At 52.6% G+C, this 25,794-nt stretch carries 20 protein-coding genes; 15 read left to right on the top strand and 5 right to left on the bottom strand.

Annotated elements, in window-relative coordinates; all coding sequences use genetic code 11:
• Positions 1-332 precede the first annotated feature (332 nt).
• A complete protein-coding gene (locus MKY59_RS23220) occupies positions 333-1,964 on the top strand; it encodes a nucleoside hydrolase-like domain-containing protein (protein WP_339273979.1) in 1,632 nt (543 codons plus the stop codon).
• Between the two features lie 64 nt (positions 1,965-2,028).
• Here MKY59_RS23220 and MKY59_RS23215 read toward each other — a convergent pair whose 3' ends face one another.
• Together MKY59_RS23215 and MKY59_RS23210 are read right to left on the bottom strand one after the other, a co-directional pair.
• Entirely contained in the window at positions 2,029-2,604 is a 576-nt protein-coding gene (locus MKY59_RS23215) for a TetR/AcrR family transcriptional regulator (RefSeq protein WP_339273978.1), read from the bottom strand.
• A complete protein-coding gene (locus MKY59_RS23210) occupies positions 2,601-3,812 on the bottom strand; it encodes an MFS transporter (RefSeq protein WP_339273977.1) in 1,212 nt (403 codons plus the stop codon). Before MKY59_RS23210 ends, MKY59_RS23215 begins: the two co-directional genes overlap by 4 nt.
• Before the next feature lie 264 nt (positions 3,813-4,076).
• Between MKY59_RS23210 and MKY59_RS23205 the strand changes: the two genes are divergently transcribed.
• Complete coding sequence (locus MKY59_RS23205; RefSeq protein WP_339273976.1) at positions 4,077-4,616, top strand: SMI1/KNR4 family protein; 540 nt, start codon at positions 4,077-4,079, stop codon at positions 4,614-4,616.
• A 58-nt stretch (positions 4,617-4,674) separates the two neighbouring features.
• Positions 4,675-5,340 (top strand): DUF2625 family protein, encoded by a 666-nt coding sequence (locus MKY59_RS23200; RefSeq protein WP_339273975.1) that lies wholly within the window; start codon positions 4,675-4,677, stop codon positions 5,338-5,340.
• A 117-nt stretch (positions 5,341-5,457) separates the two neighbouring features.
• Here the strand turns inward: MKY59_RS23200 and MKY59_RS23195 are convergent, their stop codons facing one another.
• On the bottom strand, positions 5,458-6,798 hold the full coding sequence (locus tag MKY59_RS23195) for an MFS transporter (protein ID WP_339273974.1): 1,341 nt from the start codon (positions 6,796-6,798) through the stop codon (positions 5,458-5,460).
• Positions 6,799-7,166: 368 nt separating this feature from the next.
• Here MKY59_RS23195 and hcp point away from each other — a divergent pair, with 368 nt between their 5' ends.
• The 7 genes from hcp (at position 7,167) to MKY59_RS23160 (ending at position 16,529) form a co-directional block, all read left to right on the top strand.
• Complete coding sequence (gene hcp / locus MKY59_RS23190) at positions 7,167-8,459, top strand: hydroxylamine reductase (protein WP_339273973.1); 1,293 nt, start codon at positions 7,167-7,169, stop codon at positions 8,457-8,459.
• 198 nt (positions 8,460-8,657) lie between these two features.
• Complete coding sequence (locus tag MKY59_RS23185) at positions 8,658-10,064, top strand: PTS transporter subunit EIIC (RefSeq protein WP_339273972.1); 1,407 nt, start codon at positions 8,658-8,660, stop codon at positions 10,062-10,064.
• A 173-nt stretch (positions 10,065-10,237) separates the two neighbouring features.
• The gene (locus MKY59_RS23180) at positions 10,238-11,248 is read left to right on the top strand and encodes a LacI family DNA-binding transcriptional regulator (RefSeq protein ID WP_236415778.1); all 1,011 of its coding nucleotides are present in this window, start codon (positions 10,238-10,240) and stop codon (positions 11,246-11,248) included.
• Between the two features lie 304 nt (positions 11,249-11,552).
• A complete protein-coding gene (locus tag MKY59_RS23175; RefSeq protein ID WP_339273971.1) occupies positions 11,553-12,548 on the top strand; it encodes an ABC transporter permease subunit in 996 nt (331 codons plus the stop codon).
• A gap of 29 nt (positions 12,549-12,577) precedes the next feature.
• A complete protein-coding gene (locus MKY59_RS23170) occupies positions 12,578-13,465 on the top strand; it encodes a carbohydrate ABC transporter permease (RefSeq protein ID WP_236415782.1) in 888 nt (295 codons plus the stop codon).
• Between the two features lie 31 nt (positions 13,466-13,496).
• On the top strand, positions 13,497-15,134 hold the full coding sequence (locus MKY59_RS23165) for a sugar ABC transporter substrate-binding protein (protein ID WP_339273970.1): 1,638 nt from the start codon (positions 13,497-13,499) through the stop codon (positions 15,132-15,134).
• 21 nt (positions 15,135-15,155) lie between these two features.
• The gene (locus MKY59_RS23160; RefSeq protein WP_339273969.1) at positions 15,156-16,529 is read left to right on the top strand and encodes a glycoside hydrolase family 30 beta sandwich domain-containing protein; all 1,374 of its coding nucleotides are present in this window, start codon (positions 15,156-15,158) and stop codon (positions 16,527-16,529) included.
• A gap of 182 nt (positions 16,530-16,711) precedes the next feature.
• Here the strand turns inward: MKY59_RS23160 and MKY59_RS23155 are convergent, their stop codons facing one another.
• Entirely contained in the window at positions 16,712-17,425 is a 714-nt protein-coding gene (locus MKY59_RS23155) for a MerR family DNA-binding transcriptional regulator (RefSeq protein ID WP_236415787.1), read from the bottom strand.
• A 156-nt stretch (positions 17,426-17,581) separates the two neighbouring features.
• Between MKY59_RS23155 and MKY59_RS23150 the strand changes: the two genes are divergently transcribed.
• The 5 genes from MKY59_RS23150 to MKY59_RS23130 all read left to right on the top strand — a co-directional run bounded on the left by MKY59_RS23150 (position 17,582) and on the right by MKY59_RS23130 (position 23,180).
• Positions 17,582-18,466 carry an alpha/beta hydrolase gene (locus MKY59_RS23150; protein WP_339273968.1) on the top strand — a complete coding sequence of 295 codons (885 nt, stop codon included), beginning with the start codon at positions 17,582-17,584 and terminating at the stop codon, positions 18,464-18,466.
• 48 nt (positions 18,467-18,514) lie between these two features.
• Positions 18,515-19,165, top strand: coding sequence for a hypothetical protein (locus MKY59_RS23145; protein WP_339273967.1), 651 nt, complete (start codon positions 18,515-18,517; stop codon positions 19,163-19,165).
• Between the two features lie 175 nt (positions 19,166-19,340).
• Positions 19,341-19,886 carry a CueP family metal-binding protein gene (locus tag MKY59_RS23140; RefSeq protein ID WP_339273966.1) on the top strand — a complete coding sequence of 182 codons (546 nt, stop codon included), beginning with the start codon at positions 19,341-19,343 and terminating at the stop codon, positions 19,884-19,886.
• Positions 19,887-20,121: 235 nt separating this feature from the next.
• The gene (locus MKY59_RS23135) at positions 20,122-21,132 is read left to right on the top strand and encodes an iron-siderophore ABC transporter substrate-binding protein (protein ID WP_339273965.1); all 1,011 of its coding nucleotides are present in this window, start codon (positions 20,122-20,124) and stop codon (positions 21,130-21,132) included.
• Positions 21,129-23,180 carry an iron ABC transporter permease gene (locus MKY59_RS23130; protein WP_339273964.1) on the top strand — a complete coding sequence of 684 codons (2,052 nt, stop codon included), beginning with the start codon at positions 21,129-21,131 and terminating at the stop codon, positions 23,178-23,180. The genes MKY59_RS23135 and MKY59_RS23130 overlap by 4 nt, the downstream gene beginning before the upstream one ends.
• A gap of 489 nt (positions 23,181-23,669) precedes the next feature.
• Here MKY59_RS23130 and MKY59_RS23125 read toward each other — a convergent pair whose 3' ends face one another.
• Positions 23,670-25,754: a methyl-accepting chemotaxis protein gene (locus MKY59_RS23125; RefSeq protein WP_339273963.1), complete on the bottom strand. Its 2,085-nt coding sequence runs from the start codon at positions 25,752-25,754 to the stop codon at positions 23,670-23,672.
• Positions 25,755-25,794: the final 40 nt, after the last annotated feature.

The following is a 25,794-nucleotide window of genomic DNA, read 5'->3' as shown; positions in this document are numbered from 1 at the left end:
AGGATTTCCCGAGAAAACAGAACAAGCAGCACGATTCCGGCCGGCATGCTGCAGCCGCTTTTTGAATGAATGCCATCCATCGTTATTCGCAATGACGAACTAAATTTCCATTGGTAACGTTTACATTTGTACAGAAATGTGTTACAGTCATATTCATACGAAGGATTGTGACTGCTAGCGCAGGCAAAACCTGATTATCACGTGCACGGACTCTGTCCGCATGCATAGATACTCGGGTTTTTTTGTTTTTTTTTGGCCGATATTAAAAGAAAGGCTGTAAGAAAAATCCTTCGGCACCACACATCAGGTCGAACGCAGAAAGGGAGAAGAGGATGAAGAAACCAATGTGGCTCAGGACGTTGATCACATGCTGCATCTGCACGTTGGTCATTAGCGGATGCGCCTCCAAAACGCCGCAGGCGGGCAATGAGACACCGAGCCCGTCAGCGCAGCAAGAGCAAAATGAAGACAAGGGAACAACGGATCAAACGACGGCAGCTAAAGCGAGAACGGTCATTACGACCGACGGCGAAGTCGATGATATGAACTCGGTCATTCGCTTCCTGCTGTACTCCAATGAAATGGACCTGGCAGGCATCGTGCTGACCAGCTCGGTGTACCACTACGCCGGAGATCCGGATGCGGGAATCAAGCCATTCCGCTGGACGGGCACGCAGTGGGTGTACGACATGATTGATGCCTATGGCGAAATCTACCCCAACCTGATCAAACATGCGGACGGTTATCCTAAACCGGAAGATCTGCGCGTCATGACGAAAATCGGGAACATCTCCAATAAAGGCGAAATGGAAAAAGAGACCGAAGGCTCCGAATTTCTGAAAACATTGTTCCTCGACGATGATCAGCGTGATCTGTACGTGCAAACGTGGGGCGGGACCAATACGACGGCCCGTGCGCTCAAATCGATTGAGGATCAATATAAAGGCACGGACGAGTGGGATGACATCCGCAAAAAAGTCAGCGACAAACTGGTGCTCTACATCATTCTTGACCAGGATGACAGTTATAACGATTACATCGCCAAAAGCTGGCCGGACATCCGCATCCTGAACGATCAATCGAACTTCTGGCACTTCGCTTATGCATGGAAAATGCATGCCGAGGAAGTCAATGGCAAGCTGCACGGCGACTGGATGAAAGAAAACCTGTTGACCGGGCACGGCAAGCTGCTGGACATGTATGCAACGATGGCCGACGGCAAAATGATCGAAGGCGAGCTGCCTGAAGAGCAGCGCGGAGATCCGGAGTATATCAAGAAGAACCCGCAGTATGCAAAATACGACTTTATTTCCGAAGGGGACTCCCCGTCCTTCTTCTATTTGATCGATAACGGCCTGCGCAGCATGGAGGATCCTTCCTACGGCGGCTGGGGCGGACGCTTCGGCGTCGTGAATGACAAGCTGTTCCGCAACAACGTGCTGGATTACGATCCGTACACCAAACGTTACGAAGCGGAATATTCCCTGATGAGATGGTTTGACGACATTCAGGATGACTTTGCCGCACGTGCCGATTGGGCCGCTGCAGACACGTTCGAAGGCGCAAACCATAATCCGGCGCTGACCGTCAAGGAAGGCATCGACTTGAAAGCAAGCCCTGGCGAACAGGTGACGCTGCATGCGGAAGGTACGGACCCGGATGGGGACCAACTTACGTATACATGGTGGAGATACGCCGAAGCCGATACGTATCAGGATTCCCCGGTGGAGAACAAGGTCGTGGAAGAGAAAGTCGGAGACCTGCTGCTGGGCTTGCATCGCGAGGTCGGCAAAGACGAGAAAATCGACACGATCGAGTTGCAAGGCAGCGACACCGACACGGTTACCTTTACCGTGCCCCAAGATGCCAAGGCAGGCGATACGATCCATATTGTAGCCGAGGTTCAGGATAACGGCAAACATCAGTTGAAACGCTACCAACGCGTCATTCTGACGGTTAAATAATAATCGTTAGTTGGCAGCGCAAACGACAAAGAAGCCTTTCCCTAGGGAGAAGGCTCTTTGTCGTTCAGGAAGAAATGCTCCGCTGGATGCCGGTCCAGAACACGTTCCAGGCGATGGCGAGTGCCTGTTCGAAGGATTGCCGCGTTTCGTACACGAGCTGAACGTCAAGGCCGTCCATCAGCGTGACAAAAGCGACGGTCGCTTCCTCGGGACTCAGGCGAATGTCAGGGTGCTGCACGAACACGCCAGCAAGTTCTTCCTTGAGCGTGCGCAGATAGGTCCGGTACTGAGCCAGCACGAAGTCATGGACTTCCAAGGGCGTAATGAAAGACAGAATGTACATAAAAGCCACGTTGGGATGCGTGAGGAAACGATTTTTATGCTCCTGCAAAAACGAGTGCAGCTGCTGTTCCAGGGTCTGCCCTGCCGATTGAGCGAAAAACTCGCGCACGAACTGCTGCTCTTCCTGTACCACTTCCTCGTAAATTTCCACAAGCAGCGCTTTTTTGGATGCAAAATGGTAGGAAAGGGATTGTTTGCGAATCCCGGTTTCCTCGGCAATCTGGGCCATTTTGGTGCCCTCGTACCCGAAGCGGATAAAATGTTGTATGGCAATATCCTTGATTCGTTGTTTGCTCAAATGTCTGCCTCCAGTGAATGATGGGTCGTTTGGCGCCGTCTTCGGGCGTACATGACGTACAGCAAGATGTACACCACGAAGATGCCTATGGCTATATCATACACCAACGTATAGGAAAATGCAGATGCCAACATACCCAGTACGAGCGAGCCGCCGCCGATGCCGAGATCGAAAAAGTTGAAAAACGATGCCATGGCATTTTCATGCTCATGCTCTTCCACCAAATTTACGCACCACGTCTGGATCGCGGGGAAAATGGCTCCAAACCCGAAGCCGTACAACGCGCCGGCGACGAGGAAGTGCACGTCATTTTGCGCGATGGTCAGCACCGACAAGCCTGCGATGGCGAGGATGGCCGATGGCACGAGCACAGAGCCGGGCCCCAGCCGGTCAAACATTTTGCCGGAAAACAGCCGGACGACAAAGCTGGCGATGGCGATGACGAAGAAAAACCAGGCGACCTGCGTAAAGCCTTTTTCTTCAGCGAACAACGCGACAAACGACATGATCGAACCTGCCGCAATACCGACCAGCATGATGAGAATGGAGGGGAACAGCACCTTTTTTTCGATGAGTTTGACGGCTGTATGAGGCGTCTCCGACGTTTGAGAATCATTTTGCTGCACCGGTTTTCGGGATACAAACACGGTCATGAGCAGCGCCAGCAGCAAAATGCACATGCCGCCCATAAACAGGCTTTGGTAGTTGAATTGCAGCAGCAGGCTCGTTCCGATCAAGGGGCCGACGGAAATGGCCACCGTCTCGCCGACGCCGAAGTAACCCATGCCTTCACCCCGGCGCTGCTTGGGAATGTTCTCGGTGGCAATGGTTGCGAAGTATGTTGTCGCGAGTCCGAAGCCAAAGCCATGAATGACCCGGAGCAGCAAAATCATGCCGATGCCTGACGCGAGGTAGTATGAACCGGTAACCAGTGCGCAGATGGCGATGCCTGCGATGAGCAGCATTTTTTTATTCCATTTGGTTGCCAGGATTGCGGTGAAAGGGCGGACCAGGATTGCCGAAAACATGAAGATGCCTGTGACGAGTCCGATCTGCGATGCGTCACCACCCAAGCTTGATACGAACAGCGGCAAGGTAGGGAGCAGCATTTCGAAGGCCATGAACAGCAGGGCGTTGGCCAGCATGATGAAAATGAACGATTTTCCCCATAATCGTGCATTCGTTTTGTTATGAGTCAGGGTAACCATGTTTAACCTCCGTCTTTTTTATTGTTGCCGCGCGGCATGATTTATTGATATTACCTGACGATGGTCAGATTGTAAAGGGTGCGAACAGACTTTTTGTTTTTTCTTACGGGACGAACGGAAAGATGGACAGGGTTTGAACGGGGAAAAAGGCCGTGATATGCTCATAGTCGGAATGGTAAAAAAGGGAAAGAACGAATGGCGGCCCAAGATGTATGCTGCGTTTTCTTGGTGCATGCCAAATGTGCAGGAGAAGGAGGGACGAGCATGTGGAGTGATGTATTTGAACATGAGTGGTCCAGGCAGCCGGGGGCGTCGAAGGCAGAGCTCGAGCAATTTTTGGGACAGTGGAATGCCCGGCTGAACGAAGAGGAGGTCGGAGAGATTCGGGCAGGGCGGGAGAAGCTTTTGGCGAGCATGCCCGCGCTGCATGTCCATGGAGGACGGCCTGATCCGGCGGATTGGTCGTTCCCCGAGAGGATGCTGCCGGAAAGTTATATCGAACTGCTGCTGTTCTCCAATGGCGGCGAGTTTCAGAACGGGGAGCGTTACTTTCAGCTTTTTGGCACGGCGGATTTCAGGGAAATGAACCTGGCATACGAACTGCCGGAGTATATGCCGGGTGCCGTATCCTTTGCCTTGGACGGAAACGGCAATCACTACATGTTCGATATGCGGTCAGCGGCGGTTAAGGGGGAATACCCCATTTTGATGGCCCATTCGGGCAATTTGAGTTACGAAGATGGCGTGCAGGTTGCGACCTCGCTGCCTGAGCTGTGCCGCAGCAAACAGGCGATTGAGCTGTAAGGAATATTGTACATGAACGTCATCAACGCAAGTTTTGACGCATGAAAGGAGTTTTATGATGGATGCATTGAATGCGGATCAGCTATATGATCGGGAGCATCACGCCTGGGAGGAATTGCGGGAGCTGCTGGACAGCGGCGAGAATACATGGAACTACGTCCCTGCACGGCGCGAAGTGGCAGAAGAAACGCTTGTGCGGCTGCAAGTCAGCACCCGTTCTTATTTGGGTACCGTAGCGTATGAGACGGGGGGAATGCGATTCGACCATGGCTGGATCACGTTGCTTGGTTCCGGAGGCGAAGGCAGCTACGGCAGCCTGACATTCTGGAACGGATTGGACGAGCAGTCTACCGTTCCGGCGTTACCGGGCGTGTTGCTGGTGGCTTATGATGCGGCAGGCGGATTTTTTGCGCTCGATACGGGCAGGTTCGGACGCACCGGTCATATCTATTATTTTGCACCGGACACGATGGAATGGGAATCGACGGAGCTGGCCTATTCAGGGTTCATGAATTGGCTGGCCAACGGAAATTTGCAGCAGTTTTACGAGACGTTTCGTTGGAATGACTGGCAGGATACGATGGAGCAGCTCCGGCCAGGCGAAGTATTTGCCTATTATCCGCCGCTTTGGTCGCAAGAGGGTGGAGGCGAGAATAGCACCAAAGCTCCTGTTTCTGTCGCGGAGGCATGGAAAACCGCTTTGTCCGCGAAACCATCTCCGTGATTATTAATGATATGAAAATGGGAAAAGGCCCGCTGTTGAAGCGGACCTTTTTTGCGATATGCGGCATGACCGATGTTGATACATTCGATTTTCTGGATCGCGCTTTATGGGGAAAAGTCAGTTTGCAGCTGCGGATGCCGCTGAATTACTGCGCGTAGAGCGAGCGTAGAGAAGCACCAGCGCGAGCGAAATCAGGCAAACGAGCAGCAGGCAGCCGTACACGTAAGGATAGGCTTCTTTCACCGGGACCCCCGGAAAGCTGTGCAGCAGCAGCCCGCAGACAGCCACGGAGAGAGAGCCGCCGAAAAACTGGATCAATTGCAGAAGACCCATGCCGGCACCGATCCGCGCTTTGGGCAGCACCCGTGAAGCCTCGTTGTTCATTGAGGCGATGGAGGCCGACAATGCAGGGGAGAAAAACAAGTAACCCACGGTGATGATCAAGGCCGAATATTTCAACCCGAATACGTATAAAAGCAATACACTGGCAAGCAATATATGGCCGATGATCAGGAAGCGCATGTTTCCGAAACGATCAATCCAGCGGCCGACAAACCGCGCCAGGAATGTTGCAACGATCGCTCCTGGAGCAATCAGCAGTCCAATCGCCAGCGAGGACCGTCCGAACAGGTCAGCAAGCACGAGCGGCATCAGGAACAGATTACCCAGATTGACGATCAGCACGCAAAAGCCGATGATCAGCAGACGCGAATAACCTTTGGTTGCAAACACCTCACGATTGATGAACGAGCCGTTTGCTTTGCGGATATAAGCAATATGCACGGCGAGCGAAACCAGGCCGATGAGCAGCCAGATCAACGACTGCTGCGTCACGGCCACAAGCACCGTCGTGGCGTTCACTACGGTAAGTGCTGCACCGGTGATATCGAACGATTTTTCGGCCTGAATCGTTTCTCGCGGCAAAAAACGCAGCAAAAACGGCAAGGCCGCAAGCACCAGCACGGTAATCGCAAACAGTCCGTTCCAGCCCAAGTATTCACTGACAAGTCCGCCGACGATCGGGCCAAGTCCGAAGGCCATGGCACTCCCGGACGAGATCATCGCGATGGCGGCGCCCCTGCGCTCCACCGGAACATAACGGCTCGCGATGACCAAACCCAGTCCGGCCATGACTCCGGCTCCAGCCGATTGCAGGATGCGCGTGATCAATAACAGGGTGAAATTGTGGGCGAACAGTCCCAGGACGGATGAACAACCGAGGATGATCAGTCCAACCGTAACCAGTTTGCGTACAGGCACATGGTCGGAGAGTCGGCTGAAAATAACGGTAGAGAGCGCATAGCCGATAGAATAACTCGAAATAACCCACGACCCAAGATCCGAGGTGATGTGCAGATCCTGAATGATCACGGGCAGGGAAACGTTAAACATGGTAGTGTTCATGACCACGATGAAGAGGCAGCATGTCCATAGCGGCATGACGATTTTGTCTTTCATTGGATCCTTCCTGTCTGTTTTTCTATAGTATGTTCGCAAAGGCAGCCTATGAATCAAACGAATCTGCAGGCTGCCGCGATTCTAATAATTCATTGTAACCTTGAAATTTATATATGGCAATAATGTCATAATTAAAATGCAGGCTGGTAAAGATGGCTCATAATCATGTTTGGCATGGACGCCAGATGGTTACCTTTGGCATAAAGCTGCTCAATAAATGATCGTTGGAACGAAAAAAGCGTCCCGGCTGATCTTGAGAACGGCATGGAAAATGATTGGTAAATGTGTGCGCCGTCACACTTGCCCGAATCGTGGTCTGTTACGCTGAATGGGAGAAAAACAGACTGATCATGCATGGAGGGAATGTTATGTTTTGTTACCAGTGCGAGCAGACGCCAACGGGCGGCTGCAAGGTGATCGGGGTGTGCGGCAAAGACGAGACGATTGCCAGCCTGCAGGATACGATGATCTTTGCGTTGAAGGGAATCGCAGCATATGCCACGCATGCCAGACAGCTGGGTTATGAAGACCCCGAGGTAAACCGTGTTACGCATGAAGCGTTATATATGACGTTAACGAACTCGAATTTCAACGTGCAGGAACATCTGGACATGGCAATGAGGGTAGGGAATGCGGCCATACGTATTATGGATGTGCTGGATCGCGCCCATACGGACCGTTTCGGCATCCCGCAGCCGATTACCGTCAGCCAGAACCGGATCGAAGGACAGTGCATCGTCGTGACAGGGCACAATCTATATGCGCTGGAAGAATTGCTGCGCCAGACGGAAGGAACAGGCATCAACATTTATACCCATTCGGAGATGCTGCCGGCGCACGGTTATCCCGCGCTCAAGAAATATGCCCATTTGAAAGGCAACATCGGCAAAGCATGGTATGACCAGCGCAGGCTGTTCGAGCAGTTCCCGGGCGCCATTCTGGCCACCACGAACTGCGTTATGCCAATCAAGGGCAGTTACGCGGACCGCTTCTTCTCCTACGAGGTTGCCGGACTGGAGGGCGTGACCAAAATCGTGAATGACGACTTCGCGCCGCTGATCGAGCGTGCTTTGTCCTTGCCTGCGGCTGATGTACCATCGGAGCAGGTATTGACGACAGGATATCACCACGAAACGGTCATCGGTCTGGCTCCCGAAATCATTCAAGCGGTTAAAGACGGGCATATTCGCCGCTTCTTCGTCATTGCAGGCTGCGATGCGCCGGGCAAAGGCGGAAACTATTATCGGGAACTGGCAACGAGCCTGCCGAACGATACGGTGATTTTGACGACCTCTTGCGGCAAGTTCCGCTTCAACGACGTGGATTACGGGACGGTTGGCGACACGGGCATTCCGCGTTATATCGATCTGGGACAATGCAACAATTCCGGTTCGACGGTCAAAATCGCGCTTGCCCTCGCCGATGCCTTCGGCTGCACCGTGAACGAGCTGCCGGTCAGCATCGTATTGTCCTGGTTCGAGCAAAAAGCCGTGGCCATTTTGCTGGGACTGTTCAGCCTGGGCATTCAGGATATCCGGATCGGACCGAAGCCGCCGGAATTCATCTCGCAAGGCGTGCTCGACGTGCTCGTCGACATGTTTGGACTTAAACTGATAACGACAGCAGAGGAAGATATGAACGCCATGTTGGCATTGTCGTAGTCGGTTTTTACCCGTTGAACAGGGCTGTATGTTTGCCATCTTGGGCAAATGTACAGCTCTTTTTTTCTGAATTTATGCGAATACACATAAAAGGGAAATTAGTTTATATTGCCTATTGAAGTTTTTTTGTGGAAATGTGTATATAGAATAGTAGCTTCACAAAACTCGGTTTTACCGCAGCATAAGGAGATTGTACATATGAATGACAGAGTACTGATGGACTCCGTTTTACGACTCGCAGGAGGAATGGAGAACATCAAGCAAGTCGAGCACGAGAACGGCAAAACCGTTGTAGAGTTAAAGCGTAGTAGCGACATGAATCTGTCGGCGATGGATGTCGCCGAGATGGAGGCAGAGATTCACGCAAGCAAAAGCGGCGCACAGATCGTACTTCGGGACGAGGCATCAGATGGATATCAAGCTTTGTCGGCATTCCTGGGTATTGAAGGGGAGGATCATGCAAACGCCATTGGGTCGCAAGAAGCGGGGCGAACGGGAAAAAGAAGGAAACCTTTTTCGATCATGCATTTTGCTTCCGACGTATTCAGGCCTTTAATGCCTGCTCTTTTGGGAGTGCTCTTGATCAAGTTCGTGCTTTTGACGTTTGTGTTACTGGATACGCTTGATGTGACGGATATTGTGGATATGAATAGCACGGTATACGTCGTATTTAGCAGCATAGCGGACGCTTTGATTTATTTTTTGCCTGTGTTGGTCGCGTTCAGTACGGCTCGGAGGATGAACAGCAATCCATACGCAGCGGCTGGCATTGGTGCTTTTACTTTGTATCCAGCCGTGGCAGGAGTGATGAGCGGGGAGCAGGCATTCAGTCTGTTTGGCGTTGATCTTGTCCCGGTGTCATCATTCTATACGGCCCCTCTGTGGGTCATTCTGGCGGTAGTGGGCGCTGCATGGATCGAACGAGCGTTGGGGCGCGTATTGCCGAAGGGGCTTCAAGGCGTTTTGCCCGCCGCGCTGGCGTTACTGGTGATGATCCCGGTCATGCTGCTTGTGTTAGGTCCCGTTGGCATGTATGCGCAGAACCATTTGACGGAAACCATCACTTCGATGATGGATAAGACTCCAGTGCTCACGATCGTTCTTGTCGGTGCGTTCTACGCGTTGTTGATGCTGCTGGGGATGCAATTTGTTGTTGTTCCGATTTTGATCAGTGAGTTGGTCACGAATGGTTCCATGATGTTATTGCCGGCTTTCACGGTGGCTGTGATGGGACAGGCTGGAGCGGCCATGGCCGTTGCATTGCGCGAGCGCAAGTCTGATCACAGGAGGCTTGCCTACTGGGCTGCTGGCACAGCGCTGATTGGTTTTATCGAACCCGCGATGTATGCCGTAAACATGAGGCGGCGAGCCGCTTTTGTTTCGGCCCTTGCGGGAGGCGCGGTTGGCGGCTTGTACATGGGACTGCTGAAGGTAAAGACGTTTGCGCTGGGCAGTACGCTCGGGCTGCTTGAACTCCCTTTGTGGATCGAAGAAGGCAGCCTGAATTTGCTGCAAGGGCTCGTCGGCATGGCGCTTGCCTTTGTTTCGGCCGGTGCACTGGCTTTCTGGCTGCTGGGCAGGAACGTTCAACCTCGAAATAAGTAATAAAAGAAGGGTTGCTCCAGATGAGATAAGATCATTTGGTGCAGCCTTTTTCATTTTTGCGAGAGAGTTTTCCTGAAAAAAAATCGATGTGCACGAAAAAAAAGGATTGCCATGAAAACGCTTGTATAGTATATTCATTCCATAAAAACGTTTTTATAAAAAGGAAGTCGCAGATGAGAAAGGTAACGATCAAAGATGTAGCAAAGGAAGCTGGCGTGTCCATCTCTACGGTCTCCAATGCGCTTAATGGCGTGGACGTGCTGAATCCCGAGACCAAATCGCATATTCTCGACGTGGCGAAACGGTTGAATTATGTACCGAACATCAACGGCAAGCTGCTGAAATCCGGCAAATCGAAAATGCTCGGCTTTTTCACGACCAGTGTGTCGGGGCCATATTTCTATACGCTCGTCGAGACGATGTCCCGCGAATGCGACCGCCATGGATACGGGCTGAACATCTTCGTAACGAAGGATAAGCAGGTCATCATGAGCAACATATTGGGCGGACGCGTGGATGGAGTCATCGTGTACGAGGAGATGCGGGTGAATGAAAACGACATTGCCGTCATGGAGCAAAACCGGGTCAAGGCCATGTTCCTGGACCGCGAAATCCAGAGCGAATCGATGGGCAGCATCATCTTCGATTCCTATGTCGATGCGTATGAGGCCACGAAATATTTGATCAGCCTCGGGCACAAAAAAATCGCCTACATTTCCGGCGTTGAAACGATGTTCGACAGCGAGCAGCGGAAGGCCGGTTACTTGGATGCTTTGCGCGATTACAATCTGCCGCAGGATGAGGATTACATTTTGCAGGGATACTTCGAGGAAGAAAGCTCGTACGGCGCAGTCAAATCATTCGTTAACGTGCATGCCGGCAAGCTGCCTGACGCGTTCCTAGCAGGCAATGACTTGAGCGCCATCGGAGCGATGCGTGCGCTGAAGTCGCTTGGCTACGACATTCCGGGAGACGTCAGCGTCGTTGGATTCGACGATATCGACATTGCACAGTATTTCACGCCTCCGCTCACAACGGTACGCAACCAAATTGCAAGACAAGGGATGCTCGTCGTGAACGATCTGATTCGCATGATCGAGAAAGACGAGAAAGGCCGTCATGAAAAGCTGCCGGGCGAGCTGGTCGTGCGCAATTCCACGCAGATCAAGATGGCACGGGAGTAACCCTCGCGATAAGAGGGCCTCCTTTGGCAAAATGGTAAACGCTTTCATGTCGGGGATAAGGAAAGGATATAAACCGCAAAAAAGATGCACACGTTAACGGAGAGGCAGAACAATCTGGAGAAGCGAAGCGTTCTAAAAGCTTTCTGAAAGAAAGCTGCTTCGGAAGCATAGGCTTATCACCGGATTTTCCCTTTGAAAAAGGGGATTTGAAAAAAATCTGGGGATAAATTTTTTTGCTCAAAAATAAAAACGTTTTTATTATTTGGGTGAATTTTATAAAAACGAATAAAAAGGGGCGAGACACATGAGCAAACCAGCGGCGGCTACGTCGGCTGAGGCAGTGGGCGCAATGGTGCGGCCGCCGGGCAAAAAGCCTGTCGTGCAGCGTGCCAAGGCATTTTGCACGGATTTCATCAGGCAGTGGGAGCTTCAATCCATGATTTTGCCTGGCGTCATTTTCATGATCGTATTCAATTTTATCCCGATCTACGGTCTGACCATTGCTTTCAAAAATTATACGGTCATCGATACGATCGACAGCGCGCCTTGGGTAGGGCTGGATAACTTCAGGATCATCCTGACCGATCCGTATTTCTGGGATTCGGTCGTCAATACGCTGGGCATCAGCTTTCTGAAGCTGGCCATCGGCTTCGTGGTGCCGATCATTCTGGCGATCATGATTTACGAGGTCAGCGGGAGCCGTTTCAAAAAAATCGTGCAGACGATATCGTATCTTCCGCATTTTCTGTCCTGGATCGTGCTTGGCGGCATGCTGATCACCTGGGTGTCGACGACCGGCCTCTTCAACCAGATCCTGTTGTCCTTAGGCCTCATCAGCCAGCCGCAAAACATTTTGCTTGACCCGAGCAAATATTGGTGGATCGCGGTTCTCTCCGACATTTGGAAGGAGGCGGGCTGGGGCACGATTCTGTACCTCGCGGTGATGGCCAAAATCGACCCGACGTATTACGAAGCGGCCAAAATCGACGGAGCGAACCGGATGCGTCAAATCTGGAACATCACGATTCCGAACATGAAGATGATCATCAGCCTGAATCTGATCCTGACCGTCAGCGGCTTGTTGGGGTCTAACCTCGATCAGACGCTCGTGCTGATGAACTCCCAGAACAGGGAAAAGGCGGAGGTCATCAATTCTTACGTGTACCGCATGGGGATGACGCAGGGAGACTTTTCCTACGCGACTGCGGTCGGTCTTGGCGTATCGATCGTTTCGGTCATTCTGCTCGTCACCGCCAACAAAATAACAAGCAAGCTTAACGACAATCAATCCGTTCTGTAAAGCGGAGAGCGACAAAAGGAGGGAAATCCGTGAGTTCAAAAGCAATCAAGGGCGATACCGACAGCCGAATTTTTAACGCGGTGAATGTCGTGCTGCTCGTCATCACGATGATCGCGATTGTGGTTCCGCTATGGAACGTCATCGTTTCATCATTCGCTTCCAGCAGAGCGCTGGCAGAGGGAGGGTACATCTTCTGGCCCTCCGAGCTGTCCCTGGAAAACTATCGGGCCGTGTTCCGGGATTCCTCCATATGGCAGGCCTTCTTCATCTCGATCTCCAAAACGGTCATCGGCGTTGTGACCCATGTTTTCTTCTGTGCGATGGTGGCGTACGGCCTCAGCAAACGATACGTGCGGGGGCGCAAAGTGTACGTTTCCATGGGCGTCATTACGATGTTTTTCTCAGGCGGCATGATTCCGACCTATTTGCTGATCAAGGACCTGGGCATGCTGGACAGCTTCTGGGTGTACATCATTCCTGCCCTGCTAAGTTATTACGACGTGATCATTCTGATGAATTTTTTCAGAGGGGTGCCCGATTCGCTGGAGGAGTCGGCAAAGATTGACGGTGCGGGGGATTGGCGCATTTTCCTCAGCCTGTTCATTCCGTTATCGATGCCGGCCATGGCGACGATTGCGTTATTTAACGGGGTTGGCCAATGGAACGACTTTATGACGACGAAGCTGTATGTCACGAGCGAAGCATTGTATCCGCTGCAGATGAAGCTGTACGAGATCATCGTTCAGTCGCAAACGCAATCGATGCAAAATGTGGCGGGGTCTGTTGTGATCGAAACGGCGACCAAGGGTGTGCAGCTGGCTACCATCGTGATCACGACATTGCCGATCGTCATTATTTATCCGCTGCTGCAAAAGTACTTCATCTCCGGCATGATGCTTGGTGCTGTCAAAGAGTAAGCGCTTTATATCCAAAAGGAGGGAATGTAACATGACCACGAAAATGCAACGCAAAAGATCGAAAAGGATTACCCTGACCGCTGTTCTAATGGCTGTTATGCTCGTTGCCAGCGCCTGCGGAGGGGGGAGCGGCTCCAAGGGAGATAACTGGGTATCCATTGAAGGGCGCTACACGCCGGATGCAAGTACACCTGCCTGGAAGCTGGATACCAAGGAGGAACCGACGCAGCTTACCTGGTATGTCAACGCGGACTGGTGGAACACGGATTACGGCAAAGACGTCGTGACGAAAAAAATCAAGGAAGACCTGAACCTGGACATCAAGTTCATTACCGGAGACGACACGAAGTTGAACACGTTTTTTGCAGGCGGAGAGATGCCGGATCTTATCACGACGTTCGGCATCAACTCCCCGGTTGTGCAAAAAGCTTCCTCATGGGCGCTTCCGTTGAACGATCTGGCGGAAAAGTACGATCCTTATTTTAACACCGTCGCCGCCCAGGATACGCTCAAATGGTTCCAGCTGTCCGACGGCAAAACGTATGGATATCCGAATTACTCCAATACGCAGGCGGATTACAACGATGGCACGATCCCGGCCAAAACGGCGTTCATCATTCGCAAGGACGTCTATGAGGCGCTTGGTCGTCCCGACTTCGGCACGCCGGAGGAATTCCGTTCTGCCATGCAGCAGATCAAGGAACGGTTTCCAGAGCTGATCCCGTTCGGGTTCAACTCGATCGGCGAAGGCACCGGGTCCCTCGGCGACGTGCTGCAGGATTTTATCGGCGTTCCGCTGGAGGACGGCAATGGCGGTTTCTACAACCGCAACCTGGACGACGATTATTTGGCATGGCTCCGGACGCTGAACCAGGTTCACCGGGACGGGAACATCAGCGACGACAGCTTTGCGGATGACGGCACTGCATTCGAAGAGAAGGTCAAGTCCGGCAAATACGCGACGATTCTGCTGGACGGCACGCCGCAGCAGGGGGGCAACCTGCAAATTTTCATGTCGGCTAATCCGGACAAGGCATATATGGCCGTGGACGGGCCGCAAAGCACGGCGGGCAACAAGCCCAAGCTGAACCAATCCGGGATCTCCGGCTGGATGGTGAGTTTTATCACCAAACAAAATGCCGATCCGGCCAAATCGATGCAGTTGTTCACGTACCTGCTGAGCGAGGAAGGACAGATGCTCATGAACTACGGCATCGAAGGCGAGACCTATGTGAAGAATGCGGATGGTTCGGTTCAGTTCACGCCGGAAATCAAGGAGCTGCAGCAGACCAATGCGGACAAATTCAAAAAGGAGTACCGCATGGGCGAATTCATGTTCTTCGGGCACGACAAACACAAAGCCTATAGCGAAGACGCCTTCCCGGAATCGATCAAGCAAATGCAGCAATGGGGCGAGGGCAAATTGGTACCCCACTTTATTCTGGAAAACATCGACCCGGATCAGGGCACGCCGGAAGCCCGCGGACTGACCGCGATCAACACCAAATGGAACAGCACGATGGTCAGCATGATTCGGGCCAAGGATGATGCGCAGTTCGAGGCCATTCTGAACGATTACAAGCAGTTTTTGGACAGCAACGGTTGGAGCAAAATCGTGGACATTCGCAGTGAAAAAATGAAAGCCAACAAGGAAAAGCTCGGTCTGTAACCGGGGACAGGAGGCGTGAACATGAACACGAACATGGATAGGGGTAAAAGCGAAGTTTTGATCTACGAATCGAACGGGGAAGGGCAATTGTTTGCGAAAAAAACGAAAGCGGAGCTGGCCCCGGCTCCTTCTTCCGTCGATGCACGCGTCATCGTCGTTGACGACCGCGAGCGGTATCAGGAAATGGACGGATTCGGCGCGTCATTCACGGATTCGGCCGCTTATCTGATCCATCAGGTGTTGAGCGCGGAACAGCGCGCGGAGCTGATGCCCAAGCTGTTTGACGATAAACGGGGGATCGGCCTGTCCGTTATTCGCAATCCGATGGGCGCTTCCGATTATGCCCGCGAGTTTTATAGTTATAATGATCTGCCCGAAGGCGAGACCGACCCCATATTGGAGCGGTTTACGATCGCCCATGATGAGCAGGACGTCGTTCCGCTGATGAAAGAGGCGTTGCAGCTGAATCCGCAGCTTAAAATGATGGGCTCGCCCTGGAGCCCGCCAGGCTGGATGAAAACCAGCGGCTCCATGATCGGCGGCACGCTGAAAGAAGAGTGGTACGCGACGTACGCCGATTATTTCGTCCGCTATGTACAGGCTTACGCGGAGCACGGCATCCCCGTATACGCCGTAACGCCTCAGAACGAGGCGCTGTTTTCGCCGCCGCATTATCCGGGCATGATTTTCCCGGCCGCCGATCAGGCCAGATTTGTCCGCGAGCATCTGAAACCGAGGTTCGCAGCGAACGGCATCGGCGCCAAAATTTTCTGTTATGACCACAACTGGGATAAGCCGGAGTACCCGCTGGAAGTGTTGGAGCAGGCGAGCGACGCGGTAGACGGAGTGGCATGGCATTGGTACGGCGGAAGCTCCTCGGCGCAGAGCGATGTGTGGGCTGCTTTTCCGGAGAAAGAAGTGCACTTTACGGAAGGATCTGGCGGAGAATGGATACCGCCGTTCGAGCAGGCGTTCAGCAACGTGATGCGGACGGGCATCGGCATTTTGCGCAATCACAGCCGTTCGTTCGTGCTGTGGAATATGGCGCTGGACGAAGAGAACGGACCGACGGTGCCGGGATTCGGCAACAGTACATGCCGGGGCATCGTGAAGATCAACCAGCAAACGCGGGAGCTCACCTATACGCTTGATTATTACGCGCTGGCTCATTTCAGCAAACATATTCGTCCCGGGGCCGTACGCATAGGTTCAAACAGTGACGATGCCGTGCCAACGGTAGCGTTCCGGAACGTGGACGGATCGATTGCCGTGGTGCTGTTCAATGACCGGTCTCATTCGGAGAGCGTGGAAGTAAGGGTGCCGGGATACGAAACGATGAGTTTCGGCATGGAGGCCAAGAGCGCGTTAACGCTTGCCTTTGGCGTGAGGGACTGAGGGGCTGCCAGGGTCGGATGGGGAAATGGAACTCAAAACAGCAAAGGTGATGTGAGGCCAGCTCGTGCCAAAACAGTCGCTGTACAAAGAAAACAGGCGGGGAATGTTCCTCGCCTGTTTTCCGTTCATCATGGATAAGGCAGACCGTAATGGCGTTTTGGCGAATATGGAACGTTGTTCGGTTACGATTTATATTCATCAAGTGCTTCGATGTATCGCATAAGGGCCTGGATGCCTGCATACTGCCGCACGAGCCGCTCGTTCAGCTTTGTCATGGCAAGACTGAGCGAGCTTTCGACCTGAACAGGGTCACGTTCTTCCAACAGTTCGAGGAGCTGCTTCATATGGCCGATATAATACACCGTTTTGCGCAAACTGCTGATCAGCAAAATTCTTCTCGTTTGGTTTGCCGGGTAGATCCGATAACCGTTCATGGGGTCACGTTCCGAATGAATCAACCCTTCCTTCTCCCAATGGCGAATGGCAGAAGCATTGACCCCGGCCAGCCCTGCAGCCTTGCCAATCGTCAGTCCGTCCGGCACGTCTGCCGCCATCGGATTTCCCCGGTTTGAATCGCGCAGCATGGACCAGATCTTTTCAACCCGTTCTTTCTCCGACTGTGCGTGGGTCAGCTGCCCGTTTACGAGCCATAACGCCTTCAGCTTCTCACCTTGCCTGATTTCCCGCATAGCTGCGTACACCACGGGAATATCATAAGCACTCAGCAGGCTCCGGATCGCGACAAATGCGTGTAAATGAACGCCCATGTATGTTCTGCGATTGCCGGGAGTACGCGGTACATCGGGAATCAGTCCTTGTTCCTCGTAACGGCGCAGCGTGGTCGTGCTGACGTTTAACGCGGAAGCCATCTCGCTGGGAGTGAATATCCTGTCCATGTCCATCTGCTCCTTAACCTTGAACTTAAACCTTAAAGTGCTACGATAACATATTCCCGCTGCAGGTACCATTCTTTAAGGAAAACTTGCACCCGAACCGAAAGATTGCATCCATGTTATAGACTGAAGACAAGTAAAGAAAAAGGAGTGAGTTTGTTGAAAAAGAAGGTAACGCTGCCCAATGGTTCAATGATCGAGGTTGGCTTGGTGGGTAACCCGAAAGATGGCGTCGTCATGCTGCCGGGGACCAAACCTGCCGTATATGGCGAAGAGGCGGAAATGCTGCGATTGTGGGGGGTGGACCCCGAACTGGGCGAGAAACTGGTACAAGGGTTGTCGGACGACTTTTGCGTGCTGTATTTTGATTATGAAGGACATTACATGGCACAGCCTGAACCTGACCGTTTTACGCCTGAGCATATCACCAATGATATGCTGCGAATCGCGGACCAGATGCAAGTGGACCGATTCTGGTACTACGGTTACTCCTGGCTGGCGCTTGCCGGACTCCAACTTTCCATTCGCACGGATCGGTTGAACGGACTGATCATGGGAGGTTTCCCGCCCTACGGCGGACCCTATAAAGAAATGTTGACCGTAACGACGAAAACGTATGAACAGGCGCTATCGAATCAGAACAAGGAAGGAGCAGGGCAGGAAACGGGAGCGCAGGACAAAAAGCTCGTAGAACCCGAAGACATCGATTGGAACGAGGTGGAGGTGAGCATCCATCCCGATCAATGCAAACAGTTCATGACCATGTACCAGCATCTTGCCGATTTCGATGACCGAATCATCCATCCCGTCTTGGGCATGCCCAAATTGGCCTTTGCAGGGGAACTTGATTTGATAGAATATGGTGAGTCGTTTGGAAACGTCAGGGTAGACATCGCGGATCGCTTGAAGCGGCACAGGCATGAACTCGAAGCTTATGGGTGGGACGTTGAGATCGTCAAAGGAGAGCGAATGGACCATACCGGGGCGATGCAGCCTGCCGTGGTTTTGCCTTTGCTTAAACGTTGGCTTGCCAAACGAACCTGATATTACGTTATTTGTGGAAAGATGCTGTATATGGAAGGGAGTTTAGATATGTCACTCTGGAAAGAGCTTTTCGAAGAACGGACTTACAGCTTGTTATATTACGCCGAACGATCGGACGATTTTACGTCGGGGTGGATTGGCGGCAGCGCACCAGCTTATTTCGACAATGAGCGGGAGCAAGACAATCTTGCAGACGGGGATTATCGCTTTTACATGGCCCTGGTTATGCCGGCTGAAGTTACTGCAGGGCTGGAACGGGGTGGGCAGGCTGGAGACATGCTGTCGGTCTTTGTGCCCTGCGACGAGGACACGCATTTCGAAAATAACATCTATCCGGCTTGCGCCGTCAGGGTCATTCGCCACCCGCATTCACCGCCAAGCCTGTCAGCACGATATGCCCATCCCGGTTTGGAAAGGCATGCACTGAGCGCACCAATACGCATGGCTGATGAAGAAGCGAGGGAGCAAGCTTTTCTCGTGAAAATCGGGGGCAATCCCCGATTAATTCAGGATGAAAGACACTATACTTCCGCTCTTCTGGAGGAGGGATATGATTTTTTCATTCAGATCGATGAAGACGGTTATGCGGATGGTCTCGCCGAAGAGTATGTTTTTGGTTATGGGGCGTTGTTTCTTTATTCCGGGTTCGATAAGGGTGGAGGGAAAGAGCTGGTGGCAGGCTTTTGGCAGTTCAGCTAATGGCGCATAAAAACGGATCGTGTATTCTCTGAGATTTGAACGGAAAGCGCTGAAACGACGGGGCAGGAACAATCGGTTAAAAGTGTGAAAATATGGTGAAATGGGCGGTCGAATCGCTCACTTGGACAGCTTCTCCTTTATAATAAAACAAAACGGACAAGGAGATGAACGCCAGATGAAAAAAGCGACGTGGGCCGCAGGGGTGTTAGTTGTCGTTGCATTGGGAACGTATCTGATTGCCGGAAACATGCAAAAAGAAGAAACGGCGCTGCCATCCGGGGATCATATCAATATCAAACAGCTGGTCGAGGATATCGGGGCAGGCAAGGTGTCCGCCCAATCGGCCTCCATTGATGCAAAAACGCTGACGGTCGTAGGGAACGACGGTCAAACGGCGGATTATGATTTGCCGGAAGATGCCTTCTTTTTATCCATTGCCCCGTATGTACAGCAAACCCATCCCTGCGAGATCCACAGTCTGACCGGTTGCCAAGGGGAAATGAAAAACGAGGATTTTCTCGTCACCATTCTCGATTCCGAAGGAAATACGCTCATGAAAGATTCTTCGCTCAAGACGGCATCCAATGGTTTCGTTGACATTTGGCTGCCCAGAGACAGAAGTTATCTTGTCAAGATGGTTCATGACGGAAAGGTCGCCGAAGCACAGATCTCTACATACGACCAAGACAATACATGCATTACAACGATGCAGTTAAGCTGATTCCAAAAGTTGTACAATGGTAAAAAGAAGGGCTTTGCGTGAACAATCACGTCAAAGAAGAATATCCCGCAGAAAAGGGCTCGCTTCCGGCGGGCCTTTAAGTTGTCATTCCTAGAATTGTTGAGTGATATCATCAATGTTGTTGACAAACCCCCAATCATGTCGCATAATTTTATGAGTGATAATGAGAATTATTATCATGTCTATACATATAAACAGGGGGAGACTTACGAACATGAGAAAAGGTTGGAACGGAATTGCGCTATTGGTTGTTTTTGCTCTTGCGCTGGCGGGGTGTGGATCTTCGAATAATAGTGCTGGCGGGAGCGCATCCGAAGCGGGCCAACAAAATACGGGCAGTGCGCAGACTGAAAATGCTGCAGGTCCGATCACAGTAACAGACGATCGCGGCGAGGTAAAACTCGACAAGCCGGCAGAACGCGTTGTTGTTCTGGAATGGACATTTACGGAAGATGTCATTGCTCTGGGCGTACAGCCTGTCGGTAACGCGGATAATGAAAATTATAAAGTATACGTCACTTCCGAAGCTGCGCTGGATAGCAACGTAACCGATGTCGGCGCACGCAACGAGCCGAACCTGGAGACGATTGCTTCTCTGAAGCCGGATCTCATCATTTCCGATAAAAGATCCCATGAGGCGATTCACGATCAACTGAAAGCTATTGCACCTACGCTGGAATTCGATACGTACAAAGGCGGTTACGATCACGACCACATGGTCTCCATTTTTAATACCATCGCAACTGCGCTGGGCAAAGAAGACAAAGCGAAGGAAGTGTTGGCTGACCTTGACCAGCACTATGCGGATGCCAAGGAAAAACTGGCTGCTGCCGGCAAATCCGATTTCCACTACGTGCTGACCCAAGCGTTCACGTACCAAAATGCAGCATCGCTGCGCATGTTCACGGACAATTCCGTCGTTTCCAGCACGCTGGCGAAGATTGGCCTGATCAATGACTGGCAGCCGGAAAAGCTTGAAGATTACGGTTTTACGACGGTAGGCATCGAAGCATTGTCGGACGTACAGGATAGCAACTTCATTTATATTACGCAGCCTGACGACGATGTTTTTGGCGAAGGCGTAAAAGATAATTCCGTATGGAATGGTTTGAACTTTGTGAAAGAAAACCGCACTTACCCGATTGCGAGCACAACTTGGACGTTTGGCGGTCCGCTGTCTTCCAAAGTGCTCGTTGACGAAGTCGTTGGGGCGATCACGAAATGAGTTCCGTTCAGACAGCGCGCCAATCTTTCAACTGGCGAATGATAAGCATTTATGGGGGCGGCTTGACCGCTCTCATCGTGCTTTTTTTTGTAAGTTTGTGTTTCGGAGAAGCTTCGATCCCGCTGCATACCGTTTTTGATGCGCTGACCGGCAGACAGGATACGCTGGAACATAACATGGTCTGGGATCTGCGCATGCCGCGCACGGTCATCGGCATTTTGGCCGGCGGCGCGCTTGCCGTGGCAGGTGCGATGCTGCAAACGATCACGCGTAATCCGCTGGCTGCATCGGACACGCTTGGCATCAATGCCGGCGCTTATTTCGCCGTTGTGTTCGGAACGGTGATGTTCCCGGGCGTACTGCAAAAGTCTCCGTTTTTGTTCGCAGCGCTCGGTGGGCTCCTGGCTGCTGTTGCGGCCTACGTTATGGGCGGAGGGCGGTCTTCAAGCCCGGTCAGGCTCGCGCTCTCGGGCATGATCATATCCATGGTGCTCGGTTCGTTTACGAGTGCTTTACATATCTTTTTTTCGATGGAAACGCAAGGTCTGTTTCTGTGGGGTTCCGGTACGCTCGTGCAAAACGATTGGAGCGGCGTAACCTATGCCTGGCCTTGGGTCATCGGCATTACGCTGGTTGCTTTTTTCTTGTCCAGGCAGTGGGACGTGCTTGATCTGGACGAATCGACGGCGGCGTCGCTCGGACAGCGGGTAGGGATGATTCGTGCCGTAGGTTTGCTCGTATCGGTACTTCTTGCGGCAGTCATCGTAAGCGTCATCGGCCCGATCGGATTCGTCGGGCTGGTCGCGCCGCATCTCGTTCGACTGAGCGGCGCCCGCTCCCATCGCTGGCTTTTGCCAGGCGCTTTTGTATGGGGAGCAGCGCTGTTAATTGCGGCGGACGTTCTTTCCAAAATGATTCACAAGTCGAGTCTGGAACTGCCTACAGGGGCAATGATGGCGATCATCGGCGCGCCTTGGTTGATCTGGCTGGTGCTGACCCGCATGAAAGCGGCGAACGGACCGGCCGCCAACACGTCGATGAGCACCGGTTCGCGCGGGCGCCGCTGGCCTTTCCGGCGGCTGGCTGTGCTGTTCACGGTAGTTACCGTTGGAGTGACGCTTCTAAGCACGATGTTTGGCGGAATGCGCATTCCGCTGGCAGATCTGCTGCCAAGCCTGTTCAGCTCGGACGGTCCGTTTTCGGCCATGGTGCAGCTTCGCATTCCGCGTACGCTTGCAGCCGCCGGGGCGGGAGCGGCTCTGGCCATTGCCGGCGTGCTTATTCAGATGGCGGTTCGCAATCCGCTCGCCGACGCCTCGGTCGTAGGCGTCACGTCCGGGGCGGGACTTGGGGCGATGATGGTCATGATATTGTGGACCGGCGTTCCGATCTACATGGTGCCTTTGGCAGCTATCGTCGGCGCAGTCATTGCGGCGGGAATCATTTTCTCGTTATCCTGGAACAAAGGGCTGAATCCGTCGGCCGTGCTGCTGGTCGGCATCGCAATCTCGGCCATTACGGGAGCCGGCATTCAGATTCTGATCATCGTAGGCTCATTATACGGAGGAAGCAGCTACATTTGGCTGACCGGAAGCACGTATGCCCGCACATGGGATCAGGTGAAAATCATCGCTGCCTTCCTGGTGATTCTGATTCCCGTGGCCTGGTGGCTGGCCCGCCGGTTCGAACTGCTTGTGTTTGATGATCAGAGCGCTTCGGGACTGGGCCTGCATGTGCGCCGGACACGCCTGCTTGCGATGGCGACGGGCGTACTGCTTGCAGCCGGCGCGGTTGCTTGCGTAGGAACCGTCGGATTCATCGGGCTGATTGCGCCGCATATGGTCCGGTTGCTGACCGGTCATCATCTGCGCCGTTCGATGTTTCTGTCCGCGCTGGTCGGCGCCTTGCTGCTGGTGCTGACCGACACCATCGGACGAACGGTCATGGCACCGACGGAAATTCCTTCGGGATTGCTGATCGCGATCATCGGCGCGCCGTACTTCCTGTATCTCATGTACCGTTCCAACTGGCGCAGACCCGTAAAATAATATCGCGCGTTTCTGCCGGCTGCTTGAACGTTCTTCCCTTTTACAAAATAAACATACTGAAAGAGCCTGCATGGTTGGTCATGCAGGCTCTTTTTCATCGTGCGCTAACGAATTTCAGACGCCTTATATTGAGGCTTTTTTGCTGTCTAAAATTTCTAACGAAGCTCAGTCACCTTATTCAGCAGTTTTATAGCCTATGAGTAGCAATGTTGGCCGAATAGCGTGTGTCAGGTTCGTCAAAATTCTAAATGAGTGAAAATACCCCAAATAAGGTGGGGCAGGTTCATTACAGATAATTACAGATATCGTCGAGCTGCGTGGCATGCGCGGTGTTACTGATCCCCATATAGCAGGGCTACTCCCAAGCCAATAATGCATCCGATGTGCTTCGTTCAACGCGTTATACGTGATTTGTTACGGGCTAGTTGAGGCTAGGGGAAACGCTCTACACGCAGCTCTCGGCGAACGCGCACAGTGTCTCCCTGCGGATCAGTGGTCCGCCCCTTGTACGGAATCGATGCGGAACTGGCTGAGCTCCTCTTGCAGTTTGATGGACAACGTGTTTAACCGCTGCGACAGCTCCGCCACCTGCTCGATGCTTTCCAGCTGCTCCTGCGTGCTCGCGCTGACTTCTTCGGTGGAGGCAGAATTTTCTTCGGTGGTGGATGAGATGATCTCCAGCGCCTGCACGATTTCATCTTTGTGCCGGTGCACTTTGGCCGTATTGCTGCTGATCTGGATCATGCGCTGTCTCAGTTCTTCGAGTTCGTTGTTGATGCTGAAAAAGACTTGCTTCGTCTCCTCGACGGATCGCGCGTTTCCTTCGGCGATGCTCAGGCCGCGGGCAGTATGCTCCACCGATACGTTCGTTTTCTCCGCAATTTCGCCCACTTTCCGGCCAATCTCCTCTGTGGCCAGAGTGGTCTGCTCGGCAAGTTTGCGGACTTCTCCGGCAACGACGGCAAATCCGCGCCCGTGTTCTCCCGCACGCGCCGCTTCGATGGAAGCGTTGAGAGCCAGCAGGTTCGTCTGGGTTGCAATTTGATGGACGGTGTCCACGATGCCTGAGATGGCATCCCGACTCAAGTCAATCTCATGGATGATGGACGACATGGCCTGCGTGGATTGGTGGTTTTCCTCTGCCCATCTGGACAGCTGGTCCAGTACGCCGATTCCTCGTCCGCTTTGTTCAGCAGTCGCTTGGACCATCGTTTCAATGGCTCGGGCATCGCTGGCGATTTCGTCGATTTGTACGGACAACGAGCCGGTTTTTTGCAGAATGTTCTCCGATTCAACGGACTGATAATTGGTTGCATTGGCGATTTCGTTAATGGCCGTTGCGGTATCATTCATCGTGACGGCCGTTCTGGAGGATATGGCCTGCAAATCCTTGGACGATTGGCTGAGCACCGAACCGGTGCTGCCGACCGTTTGCATCATGGCTTGAAGTTTTTGCGTCATGTTGTGCATGCCCTGCGAGATCTGTCCGATCTCATTGCTGGAACTTATATCGAATTGAACGGTGAGATCTCCGTCTTCCACTTGTTTGATTTTGGCCAGCAGCTTCGGTATCGACCGGAGCAGAGCGCGGAGCGTAACATAACAAATCAGGACAAGCAGGATCGCGGCGACCACGAAACCGCCGATCAGAATCCGGTTGAAGCTGGCCAGCTCCGAAAGCACTTCCTTCTCGGTAATGGTCAGTCCGACAGACCATCCGGTATCTTTGCTGGTGGCGTATCCAATATAGCGGCGTTCTCCTTGATCATCCATGAGCTGTATGCCGGATTTGCCTGCAAGCATTTCTTTGCCGACGTTCCCGAGGTCGCCTGGAATTTCATTGATTTTTTCGTTCAGCACTTTGCTCTCGTCCGGGTGATATAGAATATCTCCCGTTTTGGATGCAAGGATGGAATATCCCGTGCTGCCAAGCGAGTAGCTCTTCATGATGGCCGGAATGTCTTTGAATGCGATATCCGCTGCCACAAAGCCGATCAGTTCGCCCCCATCGTTTTTGACCGGGTAGAAAATGCCTATCAGAATATTGCCGGATGCCAGGTCCTTATAGGGTTCGGAAAAATAAAGCCCGTCTGCGGCCATCACCGGTTCATAATACGGACGGGTCTTGATATCGAAGTCGGCGGCGGAGGCTACGCCGTCATTTTGCAGCCAGAAGCCGTTTCCGTCGATGCCCGCGACCCATGCATCGGCAAAGGAAGGCTCTTCCTTGACGATCGCGGCCAGCGTGGCTTGAACCTCTGCGGCATAAGGCGACGTTGTGGCCGTCGCTGCCGATTCGGTCGTTTCAATATATTGCTCGAACAAATGATTTGTGGACATCTGTTTGACAAGCGAGCCTTTTTCCTTGAACAACGCATCGAATTGGCTGACGATCGCCTGCGTTTTCGTCTGAAGCTGGGCCTCCTGCTGGTTGACCAGAATGCTTCGCGTGCCGGTAAACATGAATGTCCCCAAAATCGAAAAGACGACAACGATAATGGCCAACAACACCATGGACAGTGTATTGGCGATGCTCGTTGCTTTGTTACCCCTTTTTTTGACTGGCTGTACCATGCGGCCATCTCCCCAAAATCGGATATTGAGCTATGCTCTT

Source organism: Paenibacillus sp. FSL W8-0426 (assembly GCF_037969725.1).
Classification (GTDB): domain Bacteria; phylum Bacillota; class Bacilli; order Paenibacillales; family Paenibacillaceae; genus Paenibacillus; species Paenibacillus hubeiensis.
Note: the sequence above shows the minus strand (reverse complement) of the source record. Positions and strands in the feature narration are given on the sequence as shown.